Source organism: Enterovirga sp. CN4-39 (assembly GCF_049446235.1).
Taxonomy (GTDB): domain Bacteria; phylum Pseudomonadota; class Alphaproteobacteria; order Rhizobiales; family Beijerinckiaceae; genus Enterovirga.
This window is the reverse complement of record NZ_JBMSEF010000004.1, coordinates 117664-140394: the sequence shown is the minus strand read 5'-3', so window position 1 is coordinate 140394 and position 22731 is coordinate 117664. Positions and strand designations below refer to the sequence as shown.

Annotated in this window: 20 protein-coding genes; 6 read left to right on the top strand and 14 right to left on the bottom strand. The window is 66.4% G+C overall.

The annotated features are described in order from the left end of the window. The first annotated feature begins 1 nt into the window (after position 1). Together ACO2SS_RS09170 and ACO2SS_RS09165 are read left to right on the top strand one after the other, a co-directional pair. A complete protein-coding gene (locus tag ACO2SS_RS09170) occupies positions 2 to 541 on the top strand; it encodes a MarR family winged helix-turn-helix transcriptional regulator (protein ID WP_423277329.1) in 540 nt (179 codons plus the stop codon). A 36-nt stretch (positions 542 to 577) separates the two neighbouring features. Beyond that, positions 578 to 2080, top strand: a complete 1503-nt coding sequence (locus ACO2SS_RS09165) for an AMP-binding protein (RefSeq protein WP_423277328.1) — start codon at positions 578 to 580, stop codon at positions 2078 to 2080. A gap of 9 nt (positions 2081 to 2089) precedes the next feature. Here ACO2SS_RS09165 and ACO2SS_RS09160 read toward each other — a convergent pair whose 3' ends face one another. From ACO2SS_RS09160 to ACO2SS_RS09125, 8 genes are all read right to left on the bottom strand, one after another. Next, entirely contained in the window at positions 2090 to 2884 is a 795-nt protein-coding gene (locus ACO2SS_RS09160; protein ID WP_423277327.1) for an SDR family NAD(P)-dependent oxidoreductase, read from the bottom strand. A gap of 96 nt (positions 2885 to 2980) precedes the next feature. Beyond that, entirely contained in the window at positions 2981 to 4588 is a 1608-nt protein-coding gene (locus tag ACO2SS_RS09155) for a class I adenylate-forming enzyme family protein (RefSeq protein ID WP_423277326.1), read from the bottom strand. Between the two features lie 101 nt (positions 4589 to 4689). After that, positions 4690 to 5418 (bottom strand): SDR family NAD(P)-dependent oxidoreductase, encoded by a 729-nt coding sequence (locus ACO2SS_RS09150; protein ID WP_423277325.1) that lies wholly within the window; start codon positions 5416 to 5418, stop codon positions 4690 to 4692. Positions 5419 to 5439: 21 nt separating this feature from the next. Continuing rightward, on the bottom strand, positions 5440 to 6741 hold the full coding sequence (locus ACO2SS_RS09145; RefSeq protein WP_423277324.1) for a cytochrome P450: 1302 nt from the start codon (positions 6739 to 6741) through the stop codon (positions 5440 to 5442). A 29-nt stretch (positions 6742 to 6770) separates the two neighbouring features. Then, positions 6771 to 7574: a FadR/GntR family transcriptional regulator gene (locus ACO2SS_RS09140; RefSeq protein ID WP_423277323.1), complete on the bottom strand. Its 804-nt coding sequence runs from the start codon at positions 7572 to 7574 to the stop codon at positions 6771 to 6773. Between the two features lie 61 nt (positions 7575 to 7635). Then, positions 7636 to 8970, bottom strand: a complete 1335-nt coding sequence (locus ACO2SS_RS09135; protein ID WP_423277322.1) for an ABC transporter substrate-binding protein — start codon at positions 8968 to 8970, stop codon at positions 7636 to 7638. After that, on the bottom strand, positions 8915 to 9331 hold the full coding sequence (locus ACO2SS_RS09130; protein WP_423277321.1) for a Zn-ribbon domain-containing OB-fold protein: 417 nt from the start codon (positions 9329 to 9331) through the stop codon (positions 8915 to 8917). The genes ACO2SS_RS09135 and ACO2SS_RS09130 overlap by 56 nt, the downstream gene beginning before the upstream one ends. Positions 9332 to 9372: 41 nt before the next feature. Then, positions 9373 to 10539, bottom strand: coding sequence for a thiolase C-terminal domain-containing protein (locus ACO2SS_RS09125; protein ID WP_423277320.1), 1167 nt, complete (start codon positions 10537 to 10539; stop codon positions 9373 to 9375). An 80-nt stretch (positions 10540 to 10619) separates the two neighbouring features. Between ACO2SS_RS09125 and ACO2SS_RS09120 the strand changes: the two genes are divergently transcribed. Beyond that, positions 10620 to 11708 (top strand): SDR family oxidoreductase, encoded by a 1089-nt coding sequence (locus ACO2SS_RS09120; RefSeq protein WP_423277319.1) that lies wholly within the window; start codon positions 10620 to 10622, stop codon positions 11706 to 11708. 171 nt (positions 11709 to 11879) lie between these two features. Further along, positions 11880 to 12695 (top strand): SDR family NAD(P)-dependent oxidoreductase, encoded by an 816-nt coding sequence (locus ACO2SS_RS09115; RefSeq protein WP_423277318.1) that lies wholly within the window; start codon positions 11880 to 11882, stop codon positions 12693 to 12695. Between the two features lie 230 nt (positions 12696 to 12925). On the opposite strand, the gene ACO2SS_RS09110 is transcribed toward ACO2SS_RS09115, so the two are convergent. Genes ACO2SS_RS09110 through ACO2SS_RS09085 form a run of 6 tightly spaced genes read right to left on the bottom strand, consistent with a single transcriptional unit; the run spans position 12926 to position 20581 of the window. Continuing rightward, entirely contained in the window at positions 12926 to 14050 is a 1125-nt protein-coding gene (locus ACO2SS_RS09110) for an ABC transporter ATP-binding protein (RefSeq protein WP_423277317.1), read from the bottom strand. Between the two features lie 8 nt (positions 14051 to 14058). Next, a complete protein-coding gene (locus ACO2SS_RS09105) occupies positions 14059 to 14853 on the bottom strand; it encodes an ABC transporter permease (RefSeq protein ID WP_423277316.1) in 795 nt (264 codons plus the stop codon). Beyond that, positions 14850 to 15686 carry an ABC transporter permease gene (locus ACO2SS_RS09100; protein WP_423277315.1) on the bottom strand — a complete coding sequence of 279 codons (837 nt, stop codon included), beginning with the start codon at positions 15684 to 15686 and terminating at the stop codon, positions 14850 to 14852. The genes ACO2SS_RS09105 and ACO2SS_RS09100 overlap by 4 nt, the downstream gene beginning before the upstream one ends. Before the next feature lie 28 nt (positions 15687 to 15714). Then, positions 15715 to 16740 carry an ABC transporter substrate-binding protein gene (locus tag ACO2SS_RS09095; protein ID WP_423277314.1) on the bottom strand — a complete coding sequence of 342 codons (1026 nt, stop codon included), beginning with the start codon at positions 16738 to 16740 and terminating at the stop codon, positions 15715 to 15717. Between the two features lie 51 nt (positions 16741 to 16791). After that, positions 16792 to 18471, bottom strand: a complete 1680-nt coding sequence (locus ACO2SS_RS09090; RefSeq protein ID WP_423277313.1) for a hydantoinase B/oxoprolinase family protein — start codon at positions 18469 to 18471, stop codon at positions 16792 to 16794. A 13-nt stretch (positions 18472 to 18484) separates the two neighbouring features. Next, entirely contained in the window at positions 18485 to 20581 is a 2097-nt protein-coding gene (locus ACO2SS_RS09085) for a hydantoinase/oxoprolinase family protein (RefSeq protein WP_423277312.1), read from the bottom strand. A 160-nt stretch (positions 20582 to 20741) separates the two neighbouring features. Between ACO2SS_RS09085 and ACO2SS_RS09080 the strand changes: the two genes are divergently transcribed. Beyond that, the gene (locus ACO2SS_RS09080; protein ID WP_423277311.1) at positions 20742 to 21359 is read left to right on the top strand and encodes a cupin domain-containing protein; all 618 of its coding nucleotides are present in this window, start codon (positions 20742 to 20744) and stop codon (positions 21357 to 21359) included. Positions 21360 to 21391: 32 nt separating this feature from the next. Next, entirely contained in the window at positions 21392 to 22720 is a 1329-nt protein-coding gene (locus ACO2SS_RS09075; protein WP_423277310.1) for an NAD(P)/FAD-dependent oxidoreductase, read from the top strand. Positions 22721 to 22731: the final 11 nt, after the last annotated feature.

Here is a 22731-nt window from a genome sequence, read left to right as displayed (position 1 = left end):
TATGGGCAAGAACAATCATTCCCCTAGGGCGGAGGAGAGGCGCCGGGATGATGCCGATTTCGGCGTCCGTGCGGGCTACCTGATGCACGACGTCTCGCGGCTGAGACGTGCCTTCTTCGATGAAGCCATGCGCCCGCACGGCCTCACGCCGTCACAATGGTGGGTCCTGGCGCAACTCGGGCGCCGGCGGGGCCGACCCGTTTCCCAGGTCGAGCTCGCAAAGAGCCTGGATATGGGGAAGGCCGCGCTCGGCGGGCTGATCGATCGCCTGGAAGCCGCGGGCTATGTGCGTCGGGACGCGTCCGAAGATGATCGCCGCGTGAAACTCGTGGCGCCGACGGATCGCGGCCTGCACATGACCGACGCCATGCGTCGGGTGGGGCACGAGTTGAACCTGCGCGTCTTCGCCGGCCTGTCCGACGAGGAAGTCGCAGCGCTGGAAGGCGCCTTGGCTCGCATCAAGGCGAACCTGCTCGCTCTCAGCCACGCGCCTGATGCGCCGGAAGCAGGGACGACGCCCGCAGGAGCGAACCGCGCCTGATCGCGCGGCAACAAGGCAGCAGGGGAGGGCGGCTACGTGGATTTCGGATTGCGGGATTGGGCGCGTAGGGAGCCAGGTCGGATCGCCGCAAAGGCTGGTGATGCGATCGTCACGTATGGCGAGTTGGAGGCGACGGCAAACCGCATCGCGCACTTGTTCCGATCGCTTGGCCTGAGGCGCGGCGACCACGTCGCGGCGAGCGTCGCGAACGATCCGGTGATCTTCGCGCTCGCCTGGGCAGCCTATCGGGCCGGCCTCTACTTCACGCCGGTGTCGAGCGCTGCATCGGCGCGAGACGCGGGCTACGTGATCGAGAACTCGAAGGCGCGGTTCGCGCTGGTCGACAGCACCCTCCAGGCTGCGTCCAGCGTCCGGGCGGAAGTCGGCTCGACGCCGCACTGGTTCTCGCTCGGGGGCAAGCTGGCCGGGATGACGGAGTTGCACGATGCACTCGCGGCGCAGCCGGACACACCGATCCCGGACGAGACGCCCGGGGGACTGATGCTCTACACCTCCGGCACGACAGGCGCGCCAAAGGGAGTGTGGCGGCCGCTCCCGGCGGATGGATCGGGCCCACCCCCCTTCGCAGGCGAATTGCTGCGGCTCTACGGGATCGACCCCGACTCCCGTTACCTGTCCACGGCACCGCTCTACCATGCGGCGCCGCTCCGCTTCAGCCTCGCCACCATCGCGGCCGGCGGCATGGTGCACCTCATGCGCAAGTTCGATGCGGAGGCTGCGCTCGACATCCTCGAGCGCGAGGGCGTGACCCACTCGCAATGGGTCCCGAGCATGTTTCAGCGCCTCCTGTCGCTCCCGGAGGAGCGGCGCGGGCGCCACCGGGCCCCGCACCATCGGCTCGCGTTGCACAGCGCTGCGCCGTGCCCGATCCCCGTCAAGCGCGCGATGATCGCGTGGTGGGGGCCGATCATCCAGGAATATTATGCCGGCAGCGAGAGCATCGGCACCTGTACCATCACGTCGGCCGAGTGGCTCGAGAGGCCGACCTCCGTCGGCCGGTCCGTCCGTGGCACCCTGCACATCCTCGGCGACGATTGGAGCGAACTGCCGGCAGGGCAGGTCGGCCGCATCTACTTCTCCGGCGTTCCACCCTTCGCGTATTTCGATGCACCGGAGAAGACGCGGGACAGAACGTCGCCGCAGGGATACCAGACCATCGGCGATATCGGCTACGTCGATGCGGAGGGCTTCCTCTACATCGTCGACCGCCAAGACGACATGATCATTTCCGGCGGAGTGAACATCTACCCGCAGGAGCTGGAAGCGGCGCTCATCGAACACCCGCATGTGGTGGATTGCGCGGTGGTCGGCATGCCTGATCCCGCGTTCGGGGAGATTGCGGTTGCCTTCGTGGTGCCTCGCACCACGGTGCACGACGATTCACCGCTGGTGTCCGAACTGGATCTGTACTGCCGCGAGCGCCTCGGCAGCGTGAAGCGACCCAAGGAGATCCAGGTCGTCACGGAGCTGCCGCGGACGCCGACCGGCAAGCTGTTGCGGCGGATGCTTCGAGCCTGAGACCCGTTCTCAGCCGGATCTGACGGTCAGGCCGCCGTCCAGCACGATCTCCGCGCCGTTGATGTAGCTTGCCTCGTCCGAGGCGAGGAATGCGCTGAGACTGCCCGTGTCGTGCCCGGTTCCCATGCGGCGCAACGGCACGCGCTGGACGTAGCCATCGTAGATCTCGTCGATCTCCCGCCCGGCCTGCGCGATGCCGCCTCGGGCGAGCGGGGTGTCCATCATCCCGACCACGATCGCGTTCGCCCGGATCCCCTTCGGCCCGTATGCGACCGCGATGTGCCGTGTCAGCGCGTTGAGGCCCGCCTTCGTCACGTCGTAGAGCGGCGCGTTGATGCCGATGTGCCGGATGCTGGAGATCGATGAGACGTTCGTGACGATCCCTGATCCCTGCTTCTCCATCGCCGGCAGCACATGCTTGCACAGCCACATGATCGATTTCAGGTTGACGTCGAATCCGCGATCGATTTCGGCCTCGGTGAGCCGGGTGATGCGGCCCGGGCAGGCGATGCCGATATTGTTGTGAAGGACGTCGATCCTTCCCTCCGACGCCAGGATCTTGGCGACGGCCGCCTCGACCTCCGCCTCTCGGGTGGCGTCGAGAGGCATGGTCGCAGGTTCGTGCCCGGCCTCCACCACGGCCCGACGGCAATCGTCCAGGGCCTCTGGGTCCTTGTCCGCGAGGACCAGCCGGGCTCCGCTCGCGGCATAGGCGAGGGCGGTCGCCCGGCCATTGCTCATCGTGGCGCCCGAGACGCCGACGCCGACCAGGAGCACCACGCGGTCAGCCAAGTTTTTCGTCATGTTCTTTTTGCGCCTTCGATTTCCGCAGGCCCGGAGCCGGTACCATGCGCGCCGGATCTGCCTTGCGACCAGCTTCTTGCGTTGAGCGAGGGACTATCAGCGCTGCGCGTGGGTCTCTGCGGGCGCGTTGATCTGCGCCCGCAGCACGATCCGATCGAACTTGCCGTTGGCGTTCAGGGGCAACTCGGTGAAGGTCCTGACGACCTCGGGCCACTTGAACTTGCCGAGTCCTTCCTGATCGAGGAACGACGTCACCTCCGGGAGCGACAGGGTCTTCTCGCCGCGCGGGATGAGGCAGGCCACGGCGCGCTCGCCGACCTGCGGATCGCGCATCCCGACGATGACGGCATGGGCAATCGCCGGGTGCCGCAGGAGCACCTCCTCGACCTCCTCGGCCTGGATCTTCAGGCCCGAGCGGATGATCACGTTCTTGATCCGTCCGGTGACGCGGACGTTGCCGTTCTCGTCGAGATAGCCGAGATCGCCCGTGTGGAACCAGCCCTCCTTGTTGAACGAGAGATCGGTCGCGGGCTGATTGGCGTAGTAGCCGGCAGACACGAAGGCTCCGCGGAAGACGAATTCGCCTGAGTTGCCCTCGGCGGTGCCAGTTCTATCGACCGCGATCTCCATGCCCGGGATCGGACGTCCGCTCGTCTGGAGCACCTCCAGCGGATCCGTCGGACGCGTGACGGTCGCGTACCCCGTCTCGCTCGTGCCGTAGCCTGTCACCGGCGCGCAGTTCGGCCACTGGTCGCGGACGCGTGCGACGAGCTCGGGCTGCACGGGCGCCCCGGCCAGCATGACGACCCGGAGGCTGTCGGCCCTCCGACCGTTCCGGGCGCAGGTATCCAGGAAGTCGACCAACTGGTTGGGGATCGCGAAGAAGGTCGCGACCTGCTCCCGCTCGATCAGCTCGACGATGGCGTCCGGGTTGTACTCGCGCTGGAGGATGAGCGGAGCGCCGGCCGCGATCGCCTGGACCAGGCCCCACATCAGCGCGCCGCGATGCGTGATCGGCGCGAAGGCCAGGAACGGATCCTCCTCCTCGAGCCCCATCGCGGCATTGAGCGAGCGGGCTTCGTTGAACTGCGTATTCTGCGTGTGCATGAACAGCTTCGGATCGCCGGTCGAACCGGAAGTCGCCCCGAGCAGGAACAGCGCGTCGGGATCGGCCGGCGGCAGCTCGGAGGTGGCCTCAGGCGTTCCGAATGCCTCCTCGGCTGGGCGATCGACATCCACGAGGATGCGCCGGAACGAAAGGCCGCCATCGGCTTGCACGCCATCGAGCAGCGGCTCGTAGACATACGATTTGAAGCGCCTCGTATGGACGTAGAACGGCGGACGGGAGGTCTTCAGGATGTTCAGGACGTCGTTCTGCCGATAGCTCGTATTCAGCGGGTGATAGACCGCGCCGACGCGGAGCAGCGCCAGGCAGACCACGACGAGATGGATGCTGTTCGGCAACTGGACCGCGACGACATCTTCCGGCCGGACGCCCTCCCGGACGAGCCTGTGCGCAGCCGCGTCGACGAGCGCCGCGAGCTCCACACGGCTGACACGACGGGCACCGTCCACGAGAGCCAGCCTGTCCGGGGCCGCGGCCGCATGTGCCGCGAGCGCGTCGAGGAGGGTATCTCGCGTCCAATGCCCGGCGGCATAGAAGCTCTCGAAGTCACGGCGTCCAAAGCGCTGCAGGATCGGCATCGGCTTATCTCCCCGGGCGTGCGGCGGCTGCGAGCGCTTCGGGCCATGTCGCGTGGCCGTGCGCTGCGTTGTTGGTCATGCGCGCGTCTGCTTGGCGCGGGTCACAGCAGGAAGCCGCCGTCGACGATCAACGTTCCCCCGGTCATGTAGCGGGAGGCGTCGGAGGACAGGTACACGATGGCGCCGTCGAGATCGGACGGGTCGCCGAACCGCTTCAGCGGGATACGGCTCTTCAGGCGGTCACCCTCCGGGCCGTCCAGGAAGCCGTCGTTCATCGGCGTGCGGATGTAGCCCGGCGCGACGACGTTCACCCGGATCTCGCGTTCGGCGAATTCCAGGGCGAGGCTGCGGGAGAGAAGAAGGAGGCCCGACTTCGAGGCAGCGTAGGCCGCGAGGCCCACGATCGCCTTGAAGGCGCCGATCGAGGCGATGTTGATGATGCTGCCGCCGGGCGGCATGAGCGGCGCCGCGGCGCGGCTCATCAAAAAGGGGCCGGAAAGATTGGTCTCGAGAACGCGGTCCCAATCCTCCGGCGTCGTGTCGAGCACACGCTTCGGGGTGACGCTTCCGGCATTGTTGAGGAGGACGTCAATCCGGCCGAACGCCGATCGTACCGTCGCGACAGCGCCCGCGATCGACTCCGGTTGCGTCACATCGAGGTCGATCGGGTGCACGTCTCCGCCGAGAGCCGCAAGGGCGGAGCTTTCCGTCGCGCGCCGCGACACCGCGACGACCCGGGCACCACGGCCCGCCAGCATGCCGGCGAGGTGGAGGCCGATGCCGGACGAGGCACCGGTCACCAGAACAACCTTGTCGTCGATGCTGAACATCTCGTCACCGCACCATCGGGTTCAGGCTGCCGCGCGCGGGCGCATCGCGATCCGCAGCGAGCGCGGGGAATGGGCCAGAAGCTCGTCCCGCCAGCGGATATCGGACTCGCGGATCTCGAACGCGTGGAAGCGTTTCAGGATCTCCTCGAAGGCCACCTTCGCCTCGAGCCGTGCCAGAGGCGCCCCGATGCAGAGGTGAAGGCCGGTCCCGAAGCCGAGGTGCTGAAAGCGCCCGCGCCCAAGCCTGAGCTCATCGGCCGCCGGAACGCACGATTCATCGCGGTTGGCCGACTTCAGGAGAAGGAAGATGCGATCGCCCGAGCGGATCGTTGTCTCGCCGAGCGCGATGTCGCCCTTGGCGACCCGGACCACCGCCGGAACAGGACCGTCGTAGCGGAGAAGCTCCTCGATCGCGCCGGGGATCAGCGAAGGGTCTGCCCTGATGGAATCGAGTACCTCCGGGTGCAGGGCGAGGTTCAGCATTGCGTTGAGGATGAGGTTCGCCGTCGTCTCAGGCGCCGCGAACAGGATCAGGATCAGCGTCGAGGCGATCTCGTCGTGCGTCAGGCCGTCCGGAGTGTTACGTGCGGCGAGCAGGAGATCGAGCAGCGACTCGCCACCCGACACCGCTCCCGAGGCGATCGCGGCCGCCCGCTCGGCGATGTGGGCTCGGAAGAATTCCTCCATCTCCCGCATCATGCCGGCCGTCGTCTCGTAGCGGTCCGGGTTGGTCGAGCCGAGAACCAGCTCCGCGATCCCCGCCGACCAGCGCTTGATCCGGTCCACCTCGCCCCGCGGGAGATTGTACAGCTCCGTGATCACCAGCGCCGGGATCTGGAAGGCGACGTCGTCCAGGAACTCGATCTCCGGGCGGTCGGCGATCCGGTCCAGGACGGATTGCGTGATCGCCCTGATCATCGGCTCGTGTGACGCGATCGAGCTCGGCATGAAGCCGCGCTGCAAGGCCTTGCGGAGCCGCGTGTGCACGGGCGGGTCGTTGAATGGGATCCAGTGAGCCGTCACGCGGCCGATCGTGTCGATCGTCTCCTTGTGATGGGGCGTGCCGCGTGCCGCCACGGGCGCGAATGTCTCGACCGAGGCGGCCGGATGCAGCAGGACGGCGCGGACGTGGTCGTAGCTGGAGACGATCCAGGCCTTGTGACGCCGGCTCCAGAGGACACCGCCGGCCTCGCGGAGGGCGGCGTAGATCGGGAACGCGTCCTGCGCGACCGCCGGGGAATTGAGCTTGATCTCGGCGAGGTCCGGAAAGGCTCGTGCGCCTGCGGTCAGGTGCGCGTCGGCGTTCGGAAGCGAATGTTCCACTCTGGAGCCTCTTGGGTGATGCGGGGCAGTCAGGCGCGGCGCGCCGCGGGCCATGCGGCCTCGCCCGCGTCGGGCTGCTGTGCCCCGGGAACCTGGGTAAAATCGACGATCCGCTCGTCCGACCGGAGCCCGATCAGCTCGTAGCCCCGCTTGAAGTCCGCCGAGTGCTTGCGCATCCAGTGGGCGGAGAGTTCCTCGTCGCGACCGCGCAAAGCCGCGAGGATCAGACGGTGTGCGGCGATGACCCGGTCGTAGGTCTTGAGCTTGGGCAGGATCGCTTGGGCAGCCGGCATCATCAGGGTCTTGATGGGCTCGCGTGCGAGGAGCAGTGCGCGATTGTTGGCGGCCCGCGCGATCATGCCGTGGAATTCGATGTCGAGCGCGAAGAAGCGGCTGAGATCGGAGACGCTGGCCTCCATCTCGGCGAGGTTCGCCTCCATCTCGTCGAGCGCGGCGTCGCTTGCCTTGGCAGCCGCGAGTCCGGCCGCGACGGGCTCGATCGCCATATACATCTCCCAAAGCTCCAGGAACGTCACGTCGTGGAGCACGAGGGCGCGGCTCACCTGGGAGGCAAGCCCGACGATCTGCGGCACCGCGACCGTGAGGCGCTTCGCGGCGCCTCGTTCCACGAGCCCGTTCTGCTCCAGAAGCCGGATACCCTCCCGCAAGGTGGACCGATTGATCTGGAATCGCTCGGCGAGTTCGGTCTCGGTCGGCAGCACGTCGCCGGGCTTGAGCTGTCCCTCCATGATGAGCCGCTCGACAGTGTCGAAGACCACCCGGTAGGCGGGAGCGACATCGAGCTTGCGAAAGGGAATCGGATCGCGGGCCACGTCTCATGTCTCCTAGGTCACGCCGCACGCGGCGTGACGCATTGCGCTAGCGCGCCCGGCCTCAGTTCTTCCTGACCAGGCTGCAGCGGCTCTTCTCCATCGGTTGATAGGCCTTTTCGGCCGGAACGACGGCGAGGATCTTGTAATAGTCCCAAGGTGCCTTCGACTCGGACGGTTTCTTCACCTCAGCCAGGAACATGTCGTGCATGACGCTGCCGTCCTCGCGAAGGCGGCCGTTCTTGAAGATGTCGTTGACGGGGATCTCGCGCATCTTGCGCATGACGGCAGCAGGTTCGTCCGTGCCGGCCTGCTGGATCGCGTTCAGGTAAAGCTTCGTGGAAGAGTACGTCCCGGCCTGGGACATGGTGGGCATCTTGTTCATGCGCTGGAAGAAGCGCTTGGCAAAGGCGCGCGTCTGGTCGTCGTAGTCCCAGTAGAACGAGGTCGCGAGGAGCAGACCCTGTGCGACCGGTAACCCGAGCGCATGCACGTCCGTGATGAACACGTTGGTTGCGGCGAGCTTCTGCCCGCCCTGGACGATCCCGAATTCCCTCGCGCCCTTGATCGTATTGATCAGCTCGGATCCGGAATTGGCGAGAGCGATCACTTCCGCCTTCGAGGCTTGAGCCTGTAGGAGGAAGGAGGAGAAATCCTGGGCGTTAAGTGGGTGGCGCACTGCACCGATCTTCCGGCCGCCGGCGACGCCGAGGAACTTCGTAACCGTCTCCTCAAGCGAGCTGCCGCCCGTTGTGTCCTGGGTGAGGAAGAACCACGTCTTGCCTCCTGTCTTGACGATCGGCTCGACTGTGGCGCTGGCAATTGAATAGATGTCGTACGCGAAGTGGACGGTGTTCGGCGAGCATTGCTCGTTCGTCAGTGCAGTGACTGCCGCGCTGTTGACGATCGCAATGCGGTTCTTTTCGCGTGCGAGCTGCGAAATCCCGAGCGCGATCGTTGAACCTGTTAGCTCATTGATCATGTCGACGCCCTCGACGTCGAACCATTCACGAGCCCGTGCGGAGGCGACATCAGGCTTCAGCTCGGAATTGGCTGAGAGGATCTTGACCGGCTTGCCGAGCACTTTCTGACCGAAGTCCTCGACTGCAAGCTCAGCCGCGACGACCGATCCTGGCCCCGCGAAATCCGCGAAGGGACCGGACATGTCGGTTAGGATGCCGATCTTGACCGCATTATCCGAGATCTGCGCGTTTGCCGCATTCGGCATCAGGGCCGTCGAGGCCGTCAGCAGCAGTGCGAACGGGGCTGCCAAAGCTATCTGTCCAATCTTCAATGTTTCCTCCCTCGTGTTTTCGTTTTGTTTAGATTGCTTGAAATGCGCCTCAGCTTGTTCCGGCCAAGTCCTCCGCCAAGACGAACTGCGGCAAAGCCACGCCATTCGGCGTGTCGTGCCAGTGGACGCGGACTGGCGCGCCGACGCGGAGCGCTTCGATCGGAGCGTCCACGACGTTGCTGATCAGCCGCACGCCGTCCGCGTCGGGCAGGCTGATCACGGCCGGCACGTACGGGACGCTGTCGGCCATCTCGGGCGTGATCGGGACGGACACGATCGTGTAGGAGTAGATCACGCCGTCCCCGGACAGTTCGGGCCACTCGAGTTTCTGAGATCGGCAATGCGGGCAGAACGGGCCTGGTGGCATGCGGAAGCGCCTGCAGGAGCCGCAGCGCGGTGCCACGAGGCGGTGTGCGGCGGCGGCCTGCCAGAAGGGAGCGGTCCAGGCGTCGGTCACGACCTCCATGAACATCTCTGGCGGGGATTTGGAGATCGGGCCCGACATCGTCACGCCGCCGCGAGAATGAGGCCGCTGACCGGCACGTTCGAGGGTCCCCCAGTCACGAGCGCAGTCTCGACCCCGTCGATCTGATTGGCGGCCGTGCCGCGGATCTGCTCCACCGCCTCCCGGATGTGGGTCATGCCCCAGATGTAGCCGCATGAGAGCTGGCCTCCATCGGTATTGATCGGCAGCGAGCCACCTTCGCGCCGTATGGCGCCGCTCGCCACGAACGGCCCCCCTTCACCGATCTCGCAGAACCCATAATCCTCCAACTGCATGATCACCTGCGACGTGAAGTGGTCGTAGATCTGGGCGCAATCGATGTCCTGCGGTCCCAGTCCGGCATCCGCGTACAACCGGCGAGCGACACTGCGATGCCCCGACGAGGCGAAGAGGTCGTCCGACATGTTCATCCAATAGAGTGAGCGGCCCCATTCCCGTTCGCCGCCATGAGTGCTGGCGAGTATACTGACCGGCTTGCGGCGCAGGTCCCGCGCACGCTCGGCGCTCGTCACGATCGCCGCGATGGCTCCGTCGTTCTCGAGGCAGAAATCGAACAGACAGTGCGGATCGGCCAGCAGCGGCGCCGCGAAATAATCCTCCCGCGCGAGCGGCTTTTGGATCGTCGCGTCCGGGTGCGTGAGCGCGTTGATCCGGTTGGAGATGGCGACCTCGGCGAAATGGTCGCGCGTCGTCCCGTAGAGGTGCATGTGCCGGCGGGCGAGCAGCGCGAACATGTGCCCCGGCCCGACAAGTCCGGCCGGCAGGAAGAAGGCGTTCTCCGGATCTGGAGCATAAGCCGACGTGATCGTGCCGTAGCGCTGGGCGGTCTGCTGCATGCCTCCGACGCAGACAACGGTTTCGGCCAGCCCGGCTATCACCGCTGCCGAGGCCAGCCCGATCGCTCCAGCCGAACCGCCGCCGCTTCCCGTGAGCCCGGCCGTGAAGCGCACCTCGGGGATGCCGAGCATCTCGCAGAGATAGGGCGTGTCGAAGCCGCCTCCGTAATAGGCGAACCCGTCGACATCCTCGATCTGCAGGCCCGCATCCGCGATGGCGGCCAGGATGGCGGTGCCGACGAGTTCGTTCAGCGTCCGCGGCGCCGACCGCCCACGTCGGTAGTACGGCGTGGCACCGATGCCGACGATCGCAGTCTTCCGTCGCATGGACATGAACGGCGCTGCCTCCCTGCAGCGGGATCAATTTGACAGAACACACGGCCGCCCGCAATACATTGTTGGACAATACGACAATGGGGGCGAGGGTGGACGCCAGGAAGGTGCTGATCGCCGGGGGACTGGGAATGGTTGGGCGCTCTGCGCTCACGCATTTCGAAGCGCTTCCGGAATGGGAGATCATCGGGTTGTCCAGGCGGCGACCCGAGTTCGAGACCCGCGCGTCCTGGGTTTCTGTTGATCTCCGGGACCGCCAAGCCGTCGAGGACGCGCTGTCGGGCGTCTCGGGCATCACGCACGTCGTCTACGGGGCCGTCTGGGAGAAGCCGGACATCGCCCGCGGCTGGATCGAGGCGGAACATGCCGCATCGAATCTCGAGATGCTGCGCAACCTCGTCGAGGCCGTGGAACGCAACTCGCCGGGGCTTCGCCACGTCGGCGTCGTGCACGGGACCAAGGCGTACGGCGCCCATCTCGGGCCGTTCCGCATGCCGGCGCGCGAGACCGATCCGCGCTCGATGCCACCCAACTTCTACTATGATCAGGAAGACTGGCTCCGCGGGCGCCAGGTCGGCAAGGACTGGACCTGGACGATCCTGCGTCCGCAGATCGTCTGTGGCATCGCACTCGGATCACCCCTGAACATCGTCAACGCGATCGGCGTCTTCGCGGCTATCTCTCGCGAGTGCGGCATCCCGCTCCGCTTCCCAGGCGGCCCGGAGAAGGTCGGGGAGGCAACCGACGCACGTCTGATCGCGAAGGCGCTGGAATGGGCGGCGACGTCCGAGGAGGCGGCGAACCAGGCATTCAATGTCGCGAACGGCGACGTATACATCTGGCAGAACCTCTGGCCGCGGATCGCCGATCTCTTCGGGATGGCGCATGCCGGGCCGCAGCCTTTCTCGCTGGCCCGCGTGATGCCGGAGAACGAGGCCATCTGGAACGGCATCGTGGACAAGTACGAACTCCAGCCCAACAGCTACAGGGACATGGTGCCGGCCTGGCAATATGCCGATTACCTCTTCGGTTTCGGCCAACGGCCCAATCCGCATCATGTCAGCACAATCAAGATTCGGCAGGCGGGATTTCATCACTGCCAAGACACGGAGGAGATGTTCCTGGACCTTCTCCGGACCTTGCAGAACGGCAACATCCTCCCGCGTTGAATTCCCGAACTTGTGTTTCGGGGTTAGACCGGGCGCAGCTGTGGAGATCCGCACGCTAGTTCCGGCCGCGGAGAGCGTCTTTGTCCCGAAGTAAGCCCCGGATCTGAACGAAAGAACGAGCTAAGCAAGTACAATCGATCCGCCCTGGAAGATAACGGAGGAAGTCGGTCCATGCTGCTGCAAGGAAAGATCGCTGCTGTGACGGGAAGCGCCGGCGGGCTCGGGATGGGGATCGCTCGCGTGCTTGCCGAGCATGGTGCCGTCGTAGTCGCGATGGATCTCACGTCGGACAAGGTGGAGGCGGCATGCGGCGAGCTTCGATCCGGCGGCGCAGCTCATGTCGAGGGCGTCGTCGTCGACGTAAGCTCGGCTTCTTCCGTCGCCGATGCGTTTTCTGCTCTCAAGGAGAGGCTCGGCGGGCTGGACATCCTGGTTAACAACGCAGGGATCCGCGAGATCGAGACCGCCTTCGACCTGGCCCCCGATGAATGGAACCGCGTCATCGGAGTGAACCTGAGCGGTCCCTTCTACTGTTCCCAGCAGGCCGGATTGCTGATGAGGGCGCGCGGCGGCGGATCGATCATCAACATCGCATCCGTGGCTGGCGTGATGGGAATAACACACCGCCCCGCCTATACGGCGGCCAAGCACGGCCTGATCGGACTGACAAGGAACCTCGCCCGTGATTTCGCCGCGGCGGGGATCCGGGTGAACGCAGTCGCTCCGGGCCTGATCCGCACGCCGATGACGCAAGCCTATTTCGATGATCCGGATTTTCGGGAGGGCCTGTCCGGCTCCGTGCCGCTTCAGATCGTCGGCACTGAGACCGACGTAGCCAATGCCGCCCTTTTTCTTGCGTCCGACCTGGCGCGGTTCGTCACCGGCATCGTTCTACCCGTGGATGGGGGATGGTTGGCGGAGAAGAATTTCGGCGTGTCGGCGTCGAGCAGCTTCCTACGCAGCGAACATTCGACCTCCTCTTCCTGAGAGGTGCTCTGCGCGCCGTACAGCTCCTGCTCGGGCACACGAAGATCGAGAGCACGTGCGCTGCCTGGGCCTGGGGATGGAGGACGCGCTCATGCTCGCCGAAGGCACCGAGGTCTAACCGGCTTAGCTCCTCGACACCCGTCGAGGAGCCTTCAAGCGGCAGCCGCACTCCGCCCGAGCCAGCCACTCAGCTCGCCGGAAGCACCGCCCAACAGCAGACATCGCCGGCGTCACTCATCCATAAACACCATCGTGCTTTGCGCGTCCCACCGGAGTGTCACCGCCTGGCCGATCGCCAGGGTGGTGCCCGTGTCGGTCGTCGTGCTGAACTGGTGCACCTCGACGGTGCCGATCGGGGTTTCGACCCAGATCCCGACCTTCTCTCCGGAGAAGATAATGTCCGAGACGGTGCCGGGCAGGCGGTTCTGCGCTGCGCCCTCCCCAACGGTCGCGATCCGGATGCGCTCGGGCCTGACCATCACGATGACAGGCGTCCCCGTCGGGATGTCGCCCCCGCCGCCTTCCGCACGCAGCGGCTCATCAAGACCCGCGACGGTCACTGCGCCCCCGGTGCTATCGGTAGGAGCGTACGTGCCGGCGAACCGATTTACCTGCCCGATGAACTGCGCGACGAACGGGGTTGCGGGCCGATTGTAGATCGCGCTCGGCTTGTCGAATTGCTGCAGTGTGCCGCCCGATAGGACGGCGACGCGATCGGCCATGGTGAAAGCCTCACGCTGGTCGTGCGTGACGAACACAGCGGTGATGCCGAGCTTCCGCTGCATGCGGCGAAGCTCGATCTGCATCGAATCGCGCAGCTGAGCATCAAGGGCGCCGAAGGGCTCGTCCAGAAGCAGCACCGACGGGCTCGTCACGAGCGAGCGAGCGAGGGCGACCCGTTGCTGCTGGCCGCCCGACAGCTGCGCCGGATAGCGCTCAACGAGCCCCTCCATGTGGACGAGGCCGAGCGCCTTCGCGACGGCGGCGGCCCGATCGGCCTTCGGGACGCCGCGCATGCGGAGCCCGAAGGCCACGTTCTCGCCCACCGTCATGTGCGGGAACAGGGCGTAGCTCTGGAACACCATGCCGAGCCCGCGCCGGTGAACGGGGAGCGCCGTGATGTCACGGCCGGCGACCAGCACGTCGCCACCAGACGGTGCGATCAGGCCGGCGATGCAGCGCAGGAGCGTCGTCTTCCCGCAGCCGGATGGCCCCAGCAGCGCGACGAACTCGCCCGGTGCGATCGAGAGGTCGATCGCCTTCAGGGCCACCACAGCGTCGTACGCCTTGGTCAGCGAGCGGACGTCGACCGAGGCGCCGGCGTGGCGGGCAGGGTCAGCTGAGGTCGACGTCATGGTTATGCTCAACGGGCGGTAAACATCACGGTCTTGAGCCCGACCAGGCGCTCAAGCACGAGGAGGACGGCTAGCACGAGCCCGATCTGGATGGCCGAGATGGCCGCGATCGACGGGTCGTAGTTGTAGACGAGATAGCTGAGGATCGAGACCGGCAAGGTCGTCGTATCCGAGTTCGTCATCAGCAGCGCGACCGCGACCTCGTCGAACGAGATCAGGAAGGCGAAGATCGTGCCCGCGATCAGGCCGGGGCGAAGCATCGGCAGCGTGACGTGCCAGAGCACCCGGAGCGGCGGCGCGCCGAGGATGGCGGCGGCCTCCTCCACCTCGCGGTTCGCCCGCGCGTAGACGCTCACCAGCGATCGCAGGATGTAGGGCACGGTGACGACGACGTGCCCGGCCAGGAGGCCGACCCACGATTCGGACAGGCCGATCCGGGCCGAGAAGAACAGGAGGCCAACCGCCAGGATGATGGTCGGCAGGCTCAGCGGCGACAGCAGGAACGTCTCGATCGCGGCGCGTCCGGGGAAGCGCCCGCGGACAATCGCGACCGCCGCCGGGAGGGCGAGCAGGCTGCCGAGAGCGGTCGCGGCGATCGCAAGGGTCAGGCTGTTCCCGAGTGGCACGATGAATTCGGGCTCGCTCAGCACCTTCTCGTACCACCTCACCGAGAACGCGCCCGGCGGGAAGGTGATGAAGTCGGAGGCCGTGAACGAGGCGACCACGACCACCACGATGGGTGCGAAGAGAAAGAGGACCAGGAGGACGAGGACGGCCCGGAAGATGGATTGCCCGATGCTCACGCGCGCATCCACCTTGGGCGAAGAAACGTCTGCGACCACAGGATAAGCGACACCAGCACGAGCAGCACCACGCCCATGGCGGCCGCGAACGGCCAGTCGGACGCAGTGGTCAGTTGCTGGTAGATCAGGAGCGGCAGGACCATCGTGGACGTCTTGCCGAGGAGCAGGACGGTGACGAAGCTTCCGATCGAGAGGCAGAAGACCAGGATCGAGCCCGTTATCAGCCCCTCGAGGCTGAGGGGCAGGGTGATCGAGCGGAAGACCTGCAGGTTGGACGCGCCGAGCACGCCGGCCGCCTCCTCCAGGCGCGGGTCGAGCGTCTCGAGCGCGCTCGCCACCGACAATGCCATGAAGGGCAGCAGGACATGCACCATGGCGATCGAGACGCCGGTCCAGTTGTAGATCAGGTCGAGCTTGCCGAGGCCGAGGGCGACGAGGCCTGCATTCAGCGCTCCGCTCCCGCCAAGGATCACCATCCAGCCGAAGGACCGCACGACGACGTTGACCAGGAGGGGCGCCACGATGGCGAAGATCAGGAAGGGCTTCACCCAGCCCTGGCTCCGCGCGACGGCGTAGCCGAGCGGGTAGCCGAGCAGGGCGGTGATGAGCGTCATCGCGACCCCGAAGGCCAGCGTCTGCCCGATCACGAGCAGGTAGTAGCCGTCCCCCAGAATTCGCCCGTACTGCGCCAGGCCGAGGCTGCCATCGGGCCCCCGGAGGCTCTCCGTCCCATTCACGACCAGCGGGGCGACGAAGAAGACGCAGAGAAACAGGCAGAGCGGGGCGAGGCCGAGCCAAGCTCCCGCCGCTGCAGTTCCGGATCTCGCCATCATCGTCCCGTCGCCCTGCGCGATCGTGGCGTCAGCGCATTTCCTTGTTCCAGCGCTCGATCCACTTCGGGAAATTGGGGAAAATCTCCGTATAGGGCGGGATGACGACCTCGGAGGCCGGCGTCAGCTTCGCCTTCACGTCGTCCGCTACCACGACCTTCGGGTTGCTGACCGAGTAGAGGATGGTCGTGGAGTGGCCGGCCTGCGCCTCCGGCGAGAGCGCACAATCGATGTAGTCCCAGGCCACGTCCGGAGCGTTCTTCACCTTGGACACGAGGACGGAGCCCGCAATGGTGTTGGGCTTCGGGATGTAGAAGGCCGTCCAGGGATTACCCTTGTCGATGAAGCTGACCGCGCGGCCGTCCCAGTAGGCCATGATGTCGACTTCCTTCGTCCCGTACAGGTTCAGCGCCTCCACGGGCGTCGCCCAGAACTTCACGACGTTCGCCGACGCCGCCTTCACCTTCGCGAACGCCTCATCGATGTTGCCGCCATATTGCTGGGACAGCAGCCACAGGAATTCCGGCCCCCAAGTATAGGTGCCCGACGGCATGGAAACGCGCTTGCCGTACTTGCCGGCGGCGGTGTTGTCGATGAACTCCTTCCAGCTCTTCGGCGGGTCCTTGATCACGTCCTTGTTGTACATAATGCCGAGGGCGCCGAAATTCTGGACCACCGAGGTGTCGTTCCAGGGCTTGTGGAACTGATCCGGGATGTCCTTGAAGTGGGGAACCTTGTCGGCCGTGATCGTCTCCAGGAGGCCGTCCTGGCCCGCCCGCAGGCTGTCGGCCTCCGCCAGCGCGACGACGTGGATCGGCGGGTTCTTCGGATTGGCGCGGATTCGGGCGAGCCAATCGGCCGACTCACCTGTCACGATGTCGACCTTCACGCCCGTCTTCTTCTCGAAGCACGAGACGAAGTTCTTCCGGACCGACTCGGCCCAGATGCCGCCATAGGCGGCGACGACGATCTTGTCGGGCTTCTTGGTCTGCGCGAACGCGCCGAGAGGCGTCAGCGACAGGACCAGGGCAGAGGCAACCGAGATGATGCTCTTCACGTCGCAAACTCCTCGTTTGGGGGGTGGATGGAGGGGTTGTCCCGGCTTCGCCTATTTCAGGCCGTAGATGTCCCGCGCGTCTGCTTCGCTGATCTTTCCGTCCGCGACGTCGAGGCGGACCAGCTCACGGTCGCGTTCGCTGACGTCGCCGTTCCCGCCCGCGCCGGCGGTCTCGATCCTGACCCGGTCGCCTTTGTGCAGGACCGTCATCAGCTTCGAAGGGACGACCTCCTCGCGGCCGTCCGTTCGGATCACCACCGAATACGCCGAGGCGCCGGGCTGGCCGCCGGCGGTGCCGGAAGCCTGATGGAAATGGCGCTCGCCCCGGTGCGTAAAGCGAACGTCGCCGTCGAGGATCTCGTATTCCTTCACGAGCCCGAGCCCGCCGCGCTGGCGGCCCGGCCCGCCCGACCCCTTGCGCAGGGCGAATTGCCGGACCCGAATGGGCGTCTCGATCTCCATCGCCTCGGCCGGGAGGTTCATGCAGTTCGTGGCGTCGGTCTCGATCACGTCCACGCCATCGGAATGCGGGCCGGCCCCGCTGCCTCCTGAGATCAGCTCGCCCGTGACGTAGAGCTTGCCGTCGCGCTGCCCGCCGAACATCACGGCGAGAAGTTCGCCCGCATTGTCCGCCGGGATCTTCTCCGGAAGAACCTCGCGGAGAGCGCCGAGGATCGTGCCCGTGATCCGCTTGATGGTGGCGCTGCGCGCGTTCACCGGCGCGGGCTCGATGGGGTTGACGATGCTGCCCTGCGGCAGATTGAGCGTGATCGGCCGGAAGCATCCCGCATTGGTCGGGATGTTCGGATCGGTCGCGGCCCGGATGGCGAAGCAAGCGGCCGCGAGCGATCCCGAAGGGACGGTGTTGAACGGGCCCGTGACCTGCGGCGACGAGCCGGTGAAATCGCAATGGAACACGCCGTCACCGACCGTCACCGCGACCTCGATCCGGATCGGCCGGTCGAGATGGATGCCGTCATTGTCGTTGAAGTCGACGAAGCGGTAGGTGCCAGGCGGGATCTGCCGCAGGGCGGCCCGCGTCATCGCCTCCGAGCGGTCGAGCAGCTCCTCGAAGATCGCGCCGGCGGTGTCGCGGCCGAGCGAGGCGGAGAGCTCCGCAACGCGCCTCGCGCCGACCATGCAGGCGGCGAGCTGCGCATTCAGGTCCCCCATCACCGTGTCGGGGATGCGCACGTTCTGCCGGATCATCGCGACCAGCGTCTCGTTGTAGCGGCCGCGCTCCCTGAATTTGAGCGGCGGGATGCGCAGGCCCTCCTGAAAGACCTCGACAGCATCGGTCGGGAGCGAGGCGGGCGCCATGCCGCCGAGATCCTGATGGTGCGTCATGGTCGCCGAGAAGGCGACGGGCACGCCGCCGGAGAAGATCGGCATGACGAGCGCGATGTCGGGGATGTGCGTTCCGCCGAGATAGGGATCGTTCATGATGTAGACGTCCCCATCCTCCATCGTCTCGACGGGGAACGTATCGAGGATCCGCTTGAGGACCGGGATCAGCGTCGCGAGGTGGATCGGGATGGCGATCGCCTGAGCGAGCGTCTCGCCCTTGATGGTGAAGAGGCTCGACGATGCATCGAGTCCTTCCTTCACGATGGGCGAGAACGACGAGCGCAGCAGCGTCTGCTGCATCTCGTTCGCGATTCCCTCCAGCTTGTTCCGCACCACCTCGACGGTGATCGGATCCAGCTGGCGCGTAGCGACAATCCCGTCCAAGGCTGGGTTCCTCTCAATGGGCCGTGAGCACGAGGTTGCCGGCGGCATCGACGACGCCCGACCACCCCGGCTCGACAAGCGTGGTGGTGTCCGGCTGCTGCACGATAGCGGGCCCCTCGAAGCGGTAGCCGACCGGCATCGCCTCCCGGTCGAGGATCTGCGCCTCGACCCAGTCCGGATAGGCTTCGACGATGATCTTCCGCGTTCCGATCTCGACCGGGCCCTCCTTCACGGCGAGCCGCATCTCGTCGAGCACGGCGCTTCCGCCGGCCTGATGGACGGCGCGAAGCGAGACGATGCGGGCCGGCGCCCGGACGCTGTGGCCATAAACCCGGTCATGCGCCTCGAGGAACAGCTCGTAGAGCCGCGCGCCGAGATCCCCGGCGCCAGGATCCAGGGGGATCTCCAGCGTATAGGACTGGCCGATGTAGCAGATGTCGGCGAAGTAGGTGATCCGGATTGCCGTGTCGACGATGCGTTCCGCCCCCATCAGCCGCCCCGCGCGCTCATCGAGCGCGTCTAGAGCGTCGCGTAGCGCAGCCCGATCGAGATCCGGCAGCCTGACCGTGTAGGTGGCGGAGACTTCGTGCTCGACCGGCGCGGCCAGGAGCCCCGCCGCCGCGAGTACGCCCGGAATACGGGGCACGACGACCCGGGTCATGTTAAGCTCGCGAGCGAGCGCAGTCGCATGGATGCCGCCGGCGCCTCCCAGCGGAACAAGCGCGAATTCGCGCGGATCGATCCCCTGGCGGACCGAGACGAGCCGGATGCCCTCCGCCATGTGGGCGTTCAGCACGCGGTGGATGCCGAGCGCAGCCTTCTCGCGCGACATTCCGAGCGGCCGGGCGACCTTCTCGTCGATGACGGCTTCGGACAGCCGAGGATCCAGGCGCATGCTGCCGCCGGCGAAGAAACCGGGATCGAGGTACCCCATGACCACGGACGCATCCGTCACGGTCGCGTCCTGCCCGCCGCGCCCGTAGCAGGCCGGGCCCGGCTCCGAGCCGGCCGAATGAGGGCCGACCCGCAAGCCCGCCGTGGCATCGACCCGCGCGATGCTGCCGCCGCCCGCGCCGATCGTGTTCACGTCCACCATGGGCACGCGGACGGAATGATCTCCGATCAACCCTTCGGGGCGGAGCATCGGCTTGCTGCTCGCGATCAGCGCGATGTCGGCCGAGGTCCCGCCGATGTCGATGGTGATCAGGTTGTCGCAGGCCGCCGACCGTCCGACGATCTGCCCGCCGATGGCCCCCGCAGCAGGCCCCGACAGGAACAGGCGAACCGGGCGCTCCCGCGCGACCCCGGCGACGCTGAGGCCTCCGCGCGACTGCATCACCTGCAGCGGAACGGCGATGTCGGCCGTGGCGAGGCCACCCTCGAGATCCGCGAGGTAGCGGTCGACCACCGGCTTCACGTAGGCGTCGAAGGCCGTCGCGACCGTCCGCTCGTATTCCCGGAAGTTCGGATCCACCTCGTGCGAGACCGAGATCATCACGTCCGGATGGGCGGCTTCGATCAGCTCTCGCGCCCGCTTTTCATGCGCCGGATTGGCGAACGAGAACAGGAAGCAGATGGCGATCGACGTCGCGCCACCTTCGACCAACTCGGCGGCCGCGGCGAGCAGCGCCTCCTCGTCGAGCGGCGTCACAACCTCGCCGGTCGCCGAGACGCGCTCCGGTATCTCGCGACGGAACCGGCCCGGCGCCAGGAAGACCGGCGTCTCCGGCTGCAGGATCACCTGGTAGACGGCCTTCCGCAGCTGACGGCCGATCTCGAGGATGTCCTTGAAGCCGTGGCTGGTGATGATGCCGATGCGGGCGCCCTTGCGCTCCAGGACGGCGTTTGTGGCAACCGTCGTACCGTGCGCGAAACGCGAGATCGTGGCCGGGTCGAGCCCCCACGCGTCGCGCATCGCTTCGACCGCTTTGAGAACGGCCTCGCTCGGGTTCTTTCGGGTCGTCGGCACCTTCATGAGCCGCAACGGACCGCCCGGCGTGCGGCACACCACGTCCGTGAACGTGCCGCCGATGTCGACGCCGATCTCCATCTTCGACAAGGCCTGTCCAGTCATCGCGAGGCTCATTGAAAAACCGACCTCATCGCTCATCGCGCACTGCGCGAGGGCGTGACTCTTGCAAAAGACCCCGGTGCGGAGCTCCGGCCAATCTTCAATCCGGATGAATGGCGCTGTCAACTTTTCATTCTGGTTGATCCACCCCGGCGAGAGATTAAGATGTCCGACTGAGACGACGGCTCGGAAGATCGGTGTGAACACCACCAGCGCAGCGGCGACGGAACCCGCCTCGGCGGATCACGACGAGGAGGATCGCCGGCTAGGCTCTCAGGTTCGGGCGATCCGAAGGGAACGATCCCTATCGATCCAGGCCTTGTCGGACCGGTGCGGCCTGTCGATCGGCATGCTGAGCCAGATCGAGCGCGGGCTCTCGACACCCTCCATCCGCTCGCTGCGGCTCCTATCGCTCGCGCTCGATGTGCCGATCTCCGAGTTCTTCGCCGCGCAGGACCTGCTGGAGCTGCCGAAATCCTCGCCCTACATCCTGCGGCGGGCGGCTCGGCGAAAGCTGCACCTGACCGCAAGCGGCGTGCGTAAGGAGGCGCTCGCTCCGGAGGCCAAGGGTTCGCTCGAATTCTATCGCGTCACCCTCGCCGCCGGCGGCACCTCCGGTCCGGAATTCTACAGCCATCTCGGCGAGAAAGCCGGCCTAGTCCTGGCCGGGGAACTCCGTCTCTGGCTGGCGGAGGAGCCCTTCGACCTCGAGGCGGGCGACAGCTTTCGCTTCCCGAGCGAGATTTCCCATCGCTTCGAGAACGTCTCCGACGTCAGCGCAGACGTGTTGTGGATCGTGTCGGCCCACAAGCGATGACCTCGTAGCAACCGGACCTCAGAGCGGTACTCATGTCACCATCCCTGAACAGGATCGAAAGCGACGGGCCTCCCCCGAAAGCGGCGGATACGGTGGTTATCGGCGGGGGAATCATCGGCGTCGCGGCAGCCTACTACCTGGCGCAGCGTGGGCGATCCGTCGCTCTCGTCGAGAAGGGGCATGTCGGGGCGGAGCAATCAAGCCGGAACTGGGGCTGGTGTCGGCAACAGTTGCGGGCACGGCAGGAGGTCCCTCTCGCGCGGGAGAGCCTCCGGTTGTGGGAGGACCTGCAATCGGATTCCGGCACCGACATGGGTTTTCGCCGGACGGGCGTTCTCTTCCTGACCAAGGATCCGGCCGAACTCGCAAGTTGGGGACGGTGGGCTGAGATGGCCCGCAAGGAGCAGGTGCACAGCGAGATCCTGGACGGCAACGAGGTCGCCAGGAAGCTGCCGGGCAATGCGGAAGGTTGGCTGGGAGGGCTGTGGACGCCGAGCGACGGGCGCGCGGAGCCCTCGCTTGCCGTGCCTGTCCTGGCGAGCGCTGCCCGGAATGCGGGCGTGACCATTCACCAAGGCTGCGCCGCACGCGGCCTCGAACTGGAGCGGGGCGCGGTGGCGGGCGTCGTCACCGAACAAGGCCTTATCCGGACCGCTTCTGTCATTCTCGCCGGCGGAGCCTGGTCGTCGCTCTTCTGCCGCCAGCATGGAATTGAGCTGCCGATCGGGCTGGTGAACGCAACCGCGTGTCGCACGAGCCCCGCCCCGGAGATCGGGCCGGGGGCCGTTGGCACGGACGGATACTGCGTCCGCCGCCGACTCGACGGGAGCTACACGCTCGCGCTGCGAGGCCGCGGTACCGTCGAGATCACGCCCGATCTCATCCGCTATTCGAGACAGTTCCTGCCGACTTACCTGGAGCGTCGCAGAGGGCTGAAGGTGCGCTTCGGCGCCGAGTTCTTCCGGCAGCTGACGCGAGGGAACGCTGGGCGCGGGGACGCACCTTCGCCGTTCGAGAAGACGCGGGTGCTGGATCCCGAGCCGGATCCCAGCTTGTCGCAGCAGGCGCTTGCGGTGTTCACGGCCTCCAATCCTGGCCTTGAGGGACTCCAGATCGCCGAAGCCTGGGGTGGCACGATCGATTCAACTCCCGACGCCGTCCCGGTAATCGGGACCGTCGATCGCGTCCGGGGTCTGACGCTCGCCACTGGGTTCAGCGGACATGGGTTTGGGATCGGTCCCGCCGCCGGTCGGCTGGCAGCAGAGATCGCATGTGGCGAGCGGGGTTTCGTCGACCCGAGCCCATACGAGTACTCGCGGCTCGTCGATGGGCGGAAGCTTCGCCCGCCGGCGGCATTCTAGAGCGCCAGTCC

Bases quoted from the DNA above. Each gene is read 5' to 3' on its own strand.
- ACO2SS_RS09170 (WP_423277329.1), top strand. From the start codon at position 2: ATGGGCAAGAACAATCATTCCCCTAGGGCGGAGGAGAGGCGCCGGGAT.
- ACO2SS_RS09160 (WP_423277327.1), bottom strand. From the start codon at position 2,884: ATGACGAAAAACTTGGCTGACCGCGTGGTGCTCCTGGTCGGCGTCGGC.
- ACO2SS_RS09155 (WP_423277326.1), bottom strand. From the start codon at position 4,588: ATGCCGATCCTGCAGCGCTTTGGACGCCGTGACTTCGAGAGCTTCTAT.
- ACO2SS_RS09150 (WP_423277325.1), bottom strand. From the start codon at position 5,418: ATGTTCAGCATCGACGACAAGGTTGTTCTGGTGACCGGTGCCTCGTCC.
- ACO2SS_RS09135 (WP_423277322.1), bottom strand. From the start codon at position 8,970: ATGGCGTGGCTTTGCCGCAGTTCGTCTTGGCGGAGGACTTGGCCGGAA.
- ACO2SS_RS09130 (WP_423277321.1), bottom strand. From the start codon at position 9,331: ATGGAGGTCGTGACCGACGCCTGGACCGCTCCCTTCTGGCAGGCCGCC.
- ACO2SS_RS09125 (WP_423277320.1), bottom strand. From the start codon at position 10,539: ATGTCCATGCGACGGAAGACTGCGATCGTCGGCATCGGTGCCACGCCG.
- ACO2SS_RS09120 (WP_423277319.1), top strand. From the start codon at position 10,620: ATGGGGGCGAGGGTGGACGCCAGGAAGGTGCTGATCGCCGGGGGACTG.
- ACO2SS_RS09115 (WP_423277318.1), top strand. From the start codon at position 11,880: ATGCTGCTGCAAGGAAAGATCGCTGCTGTGACGGGAAGCGCCGGCGGG.
- ACO2SS_RS09110 (WP_423277317.1), bottom strand. From the start codon at position 14,050: ATGACGTCGACCTCAGCTGACCCTGCCCGCCACGCCGGCGCCTCGGTC.
- ACO2SS_RS09100 (WP_423277315.1), bottom strand. From the start codon at position 15,686: ATGATGGCGAGATCCGGAACTGCAGCGGCGGGAGCTTGGCTCGGCCTC.
- ACO2SS_RS09085 (WP_423277312.1), bottom strand. From the start codon at position 20,581: ATGAGCGATGAGGTCGGTTTTTCAATGAGCCTCGCGATGACTGGACAG.
- ACO2SS_RS09075 (WP_423277310.1), top strand. From the start codon at position 21,392: ATGTCACCATCCCTGAACAGGATCGAAAGCGACGGGCCTCCCCCGAAA.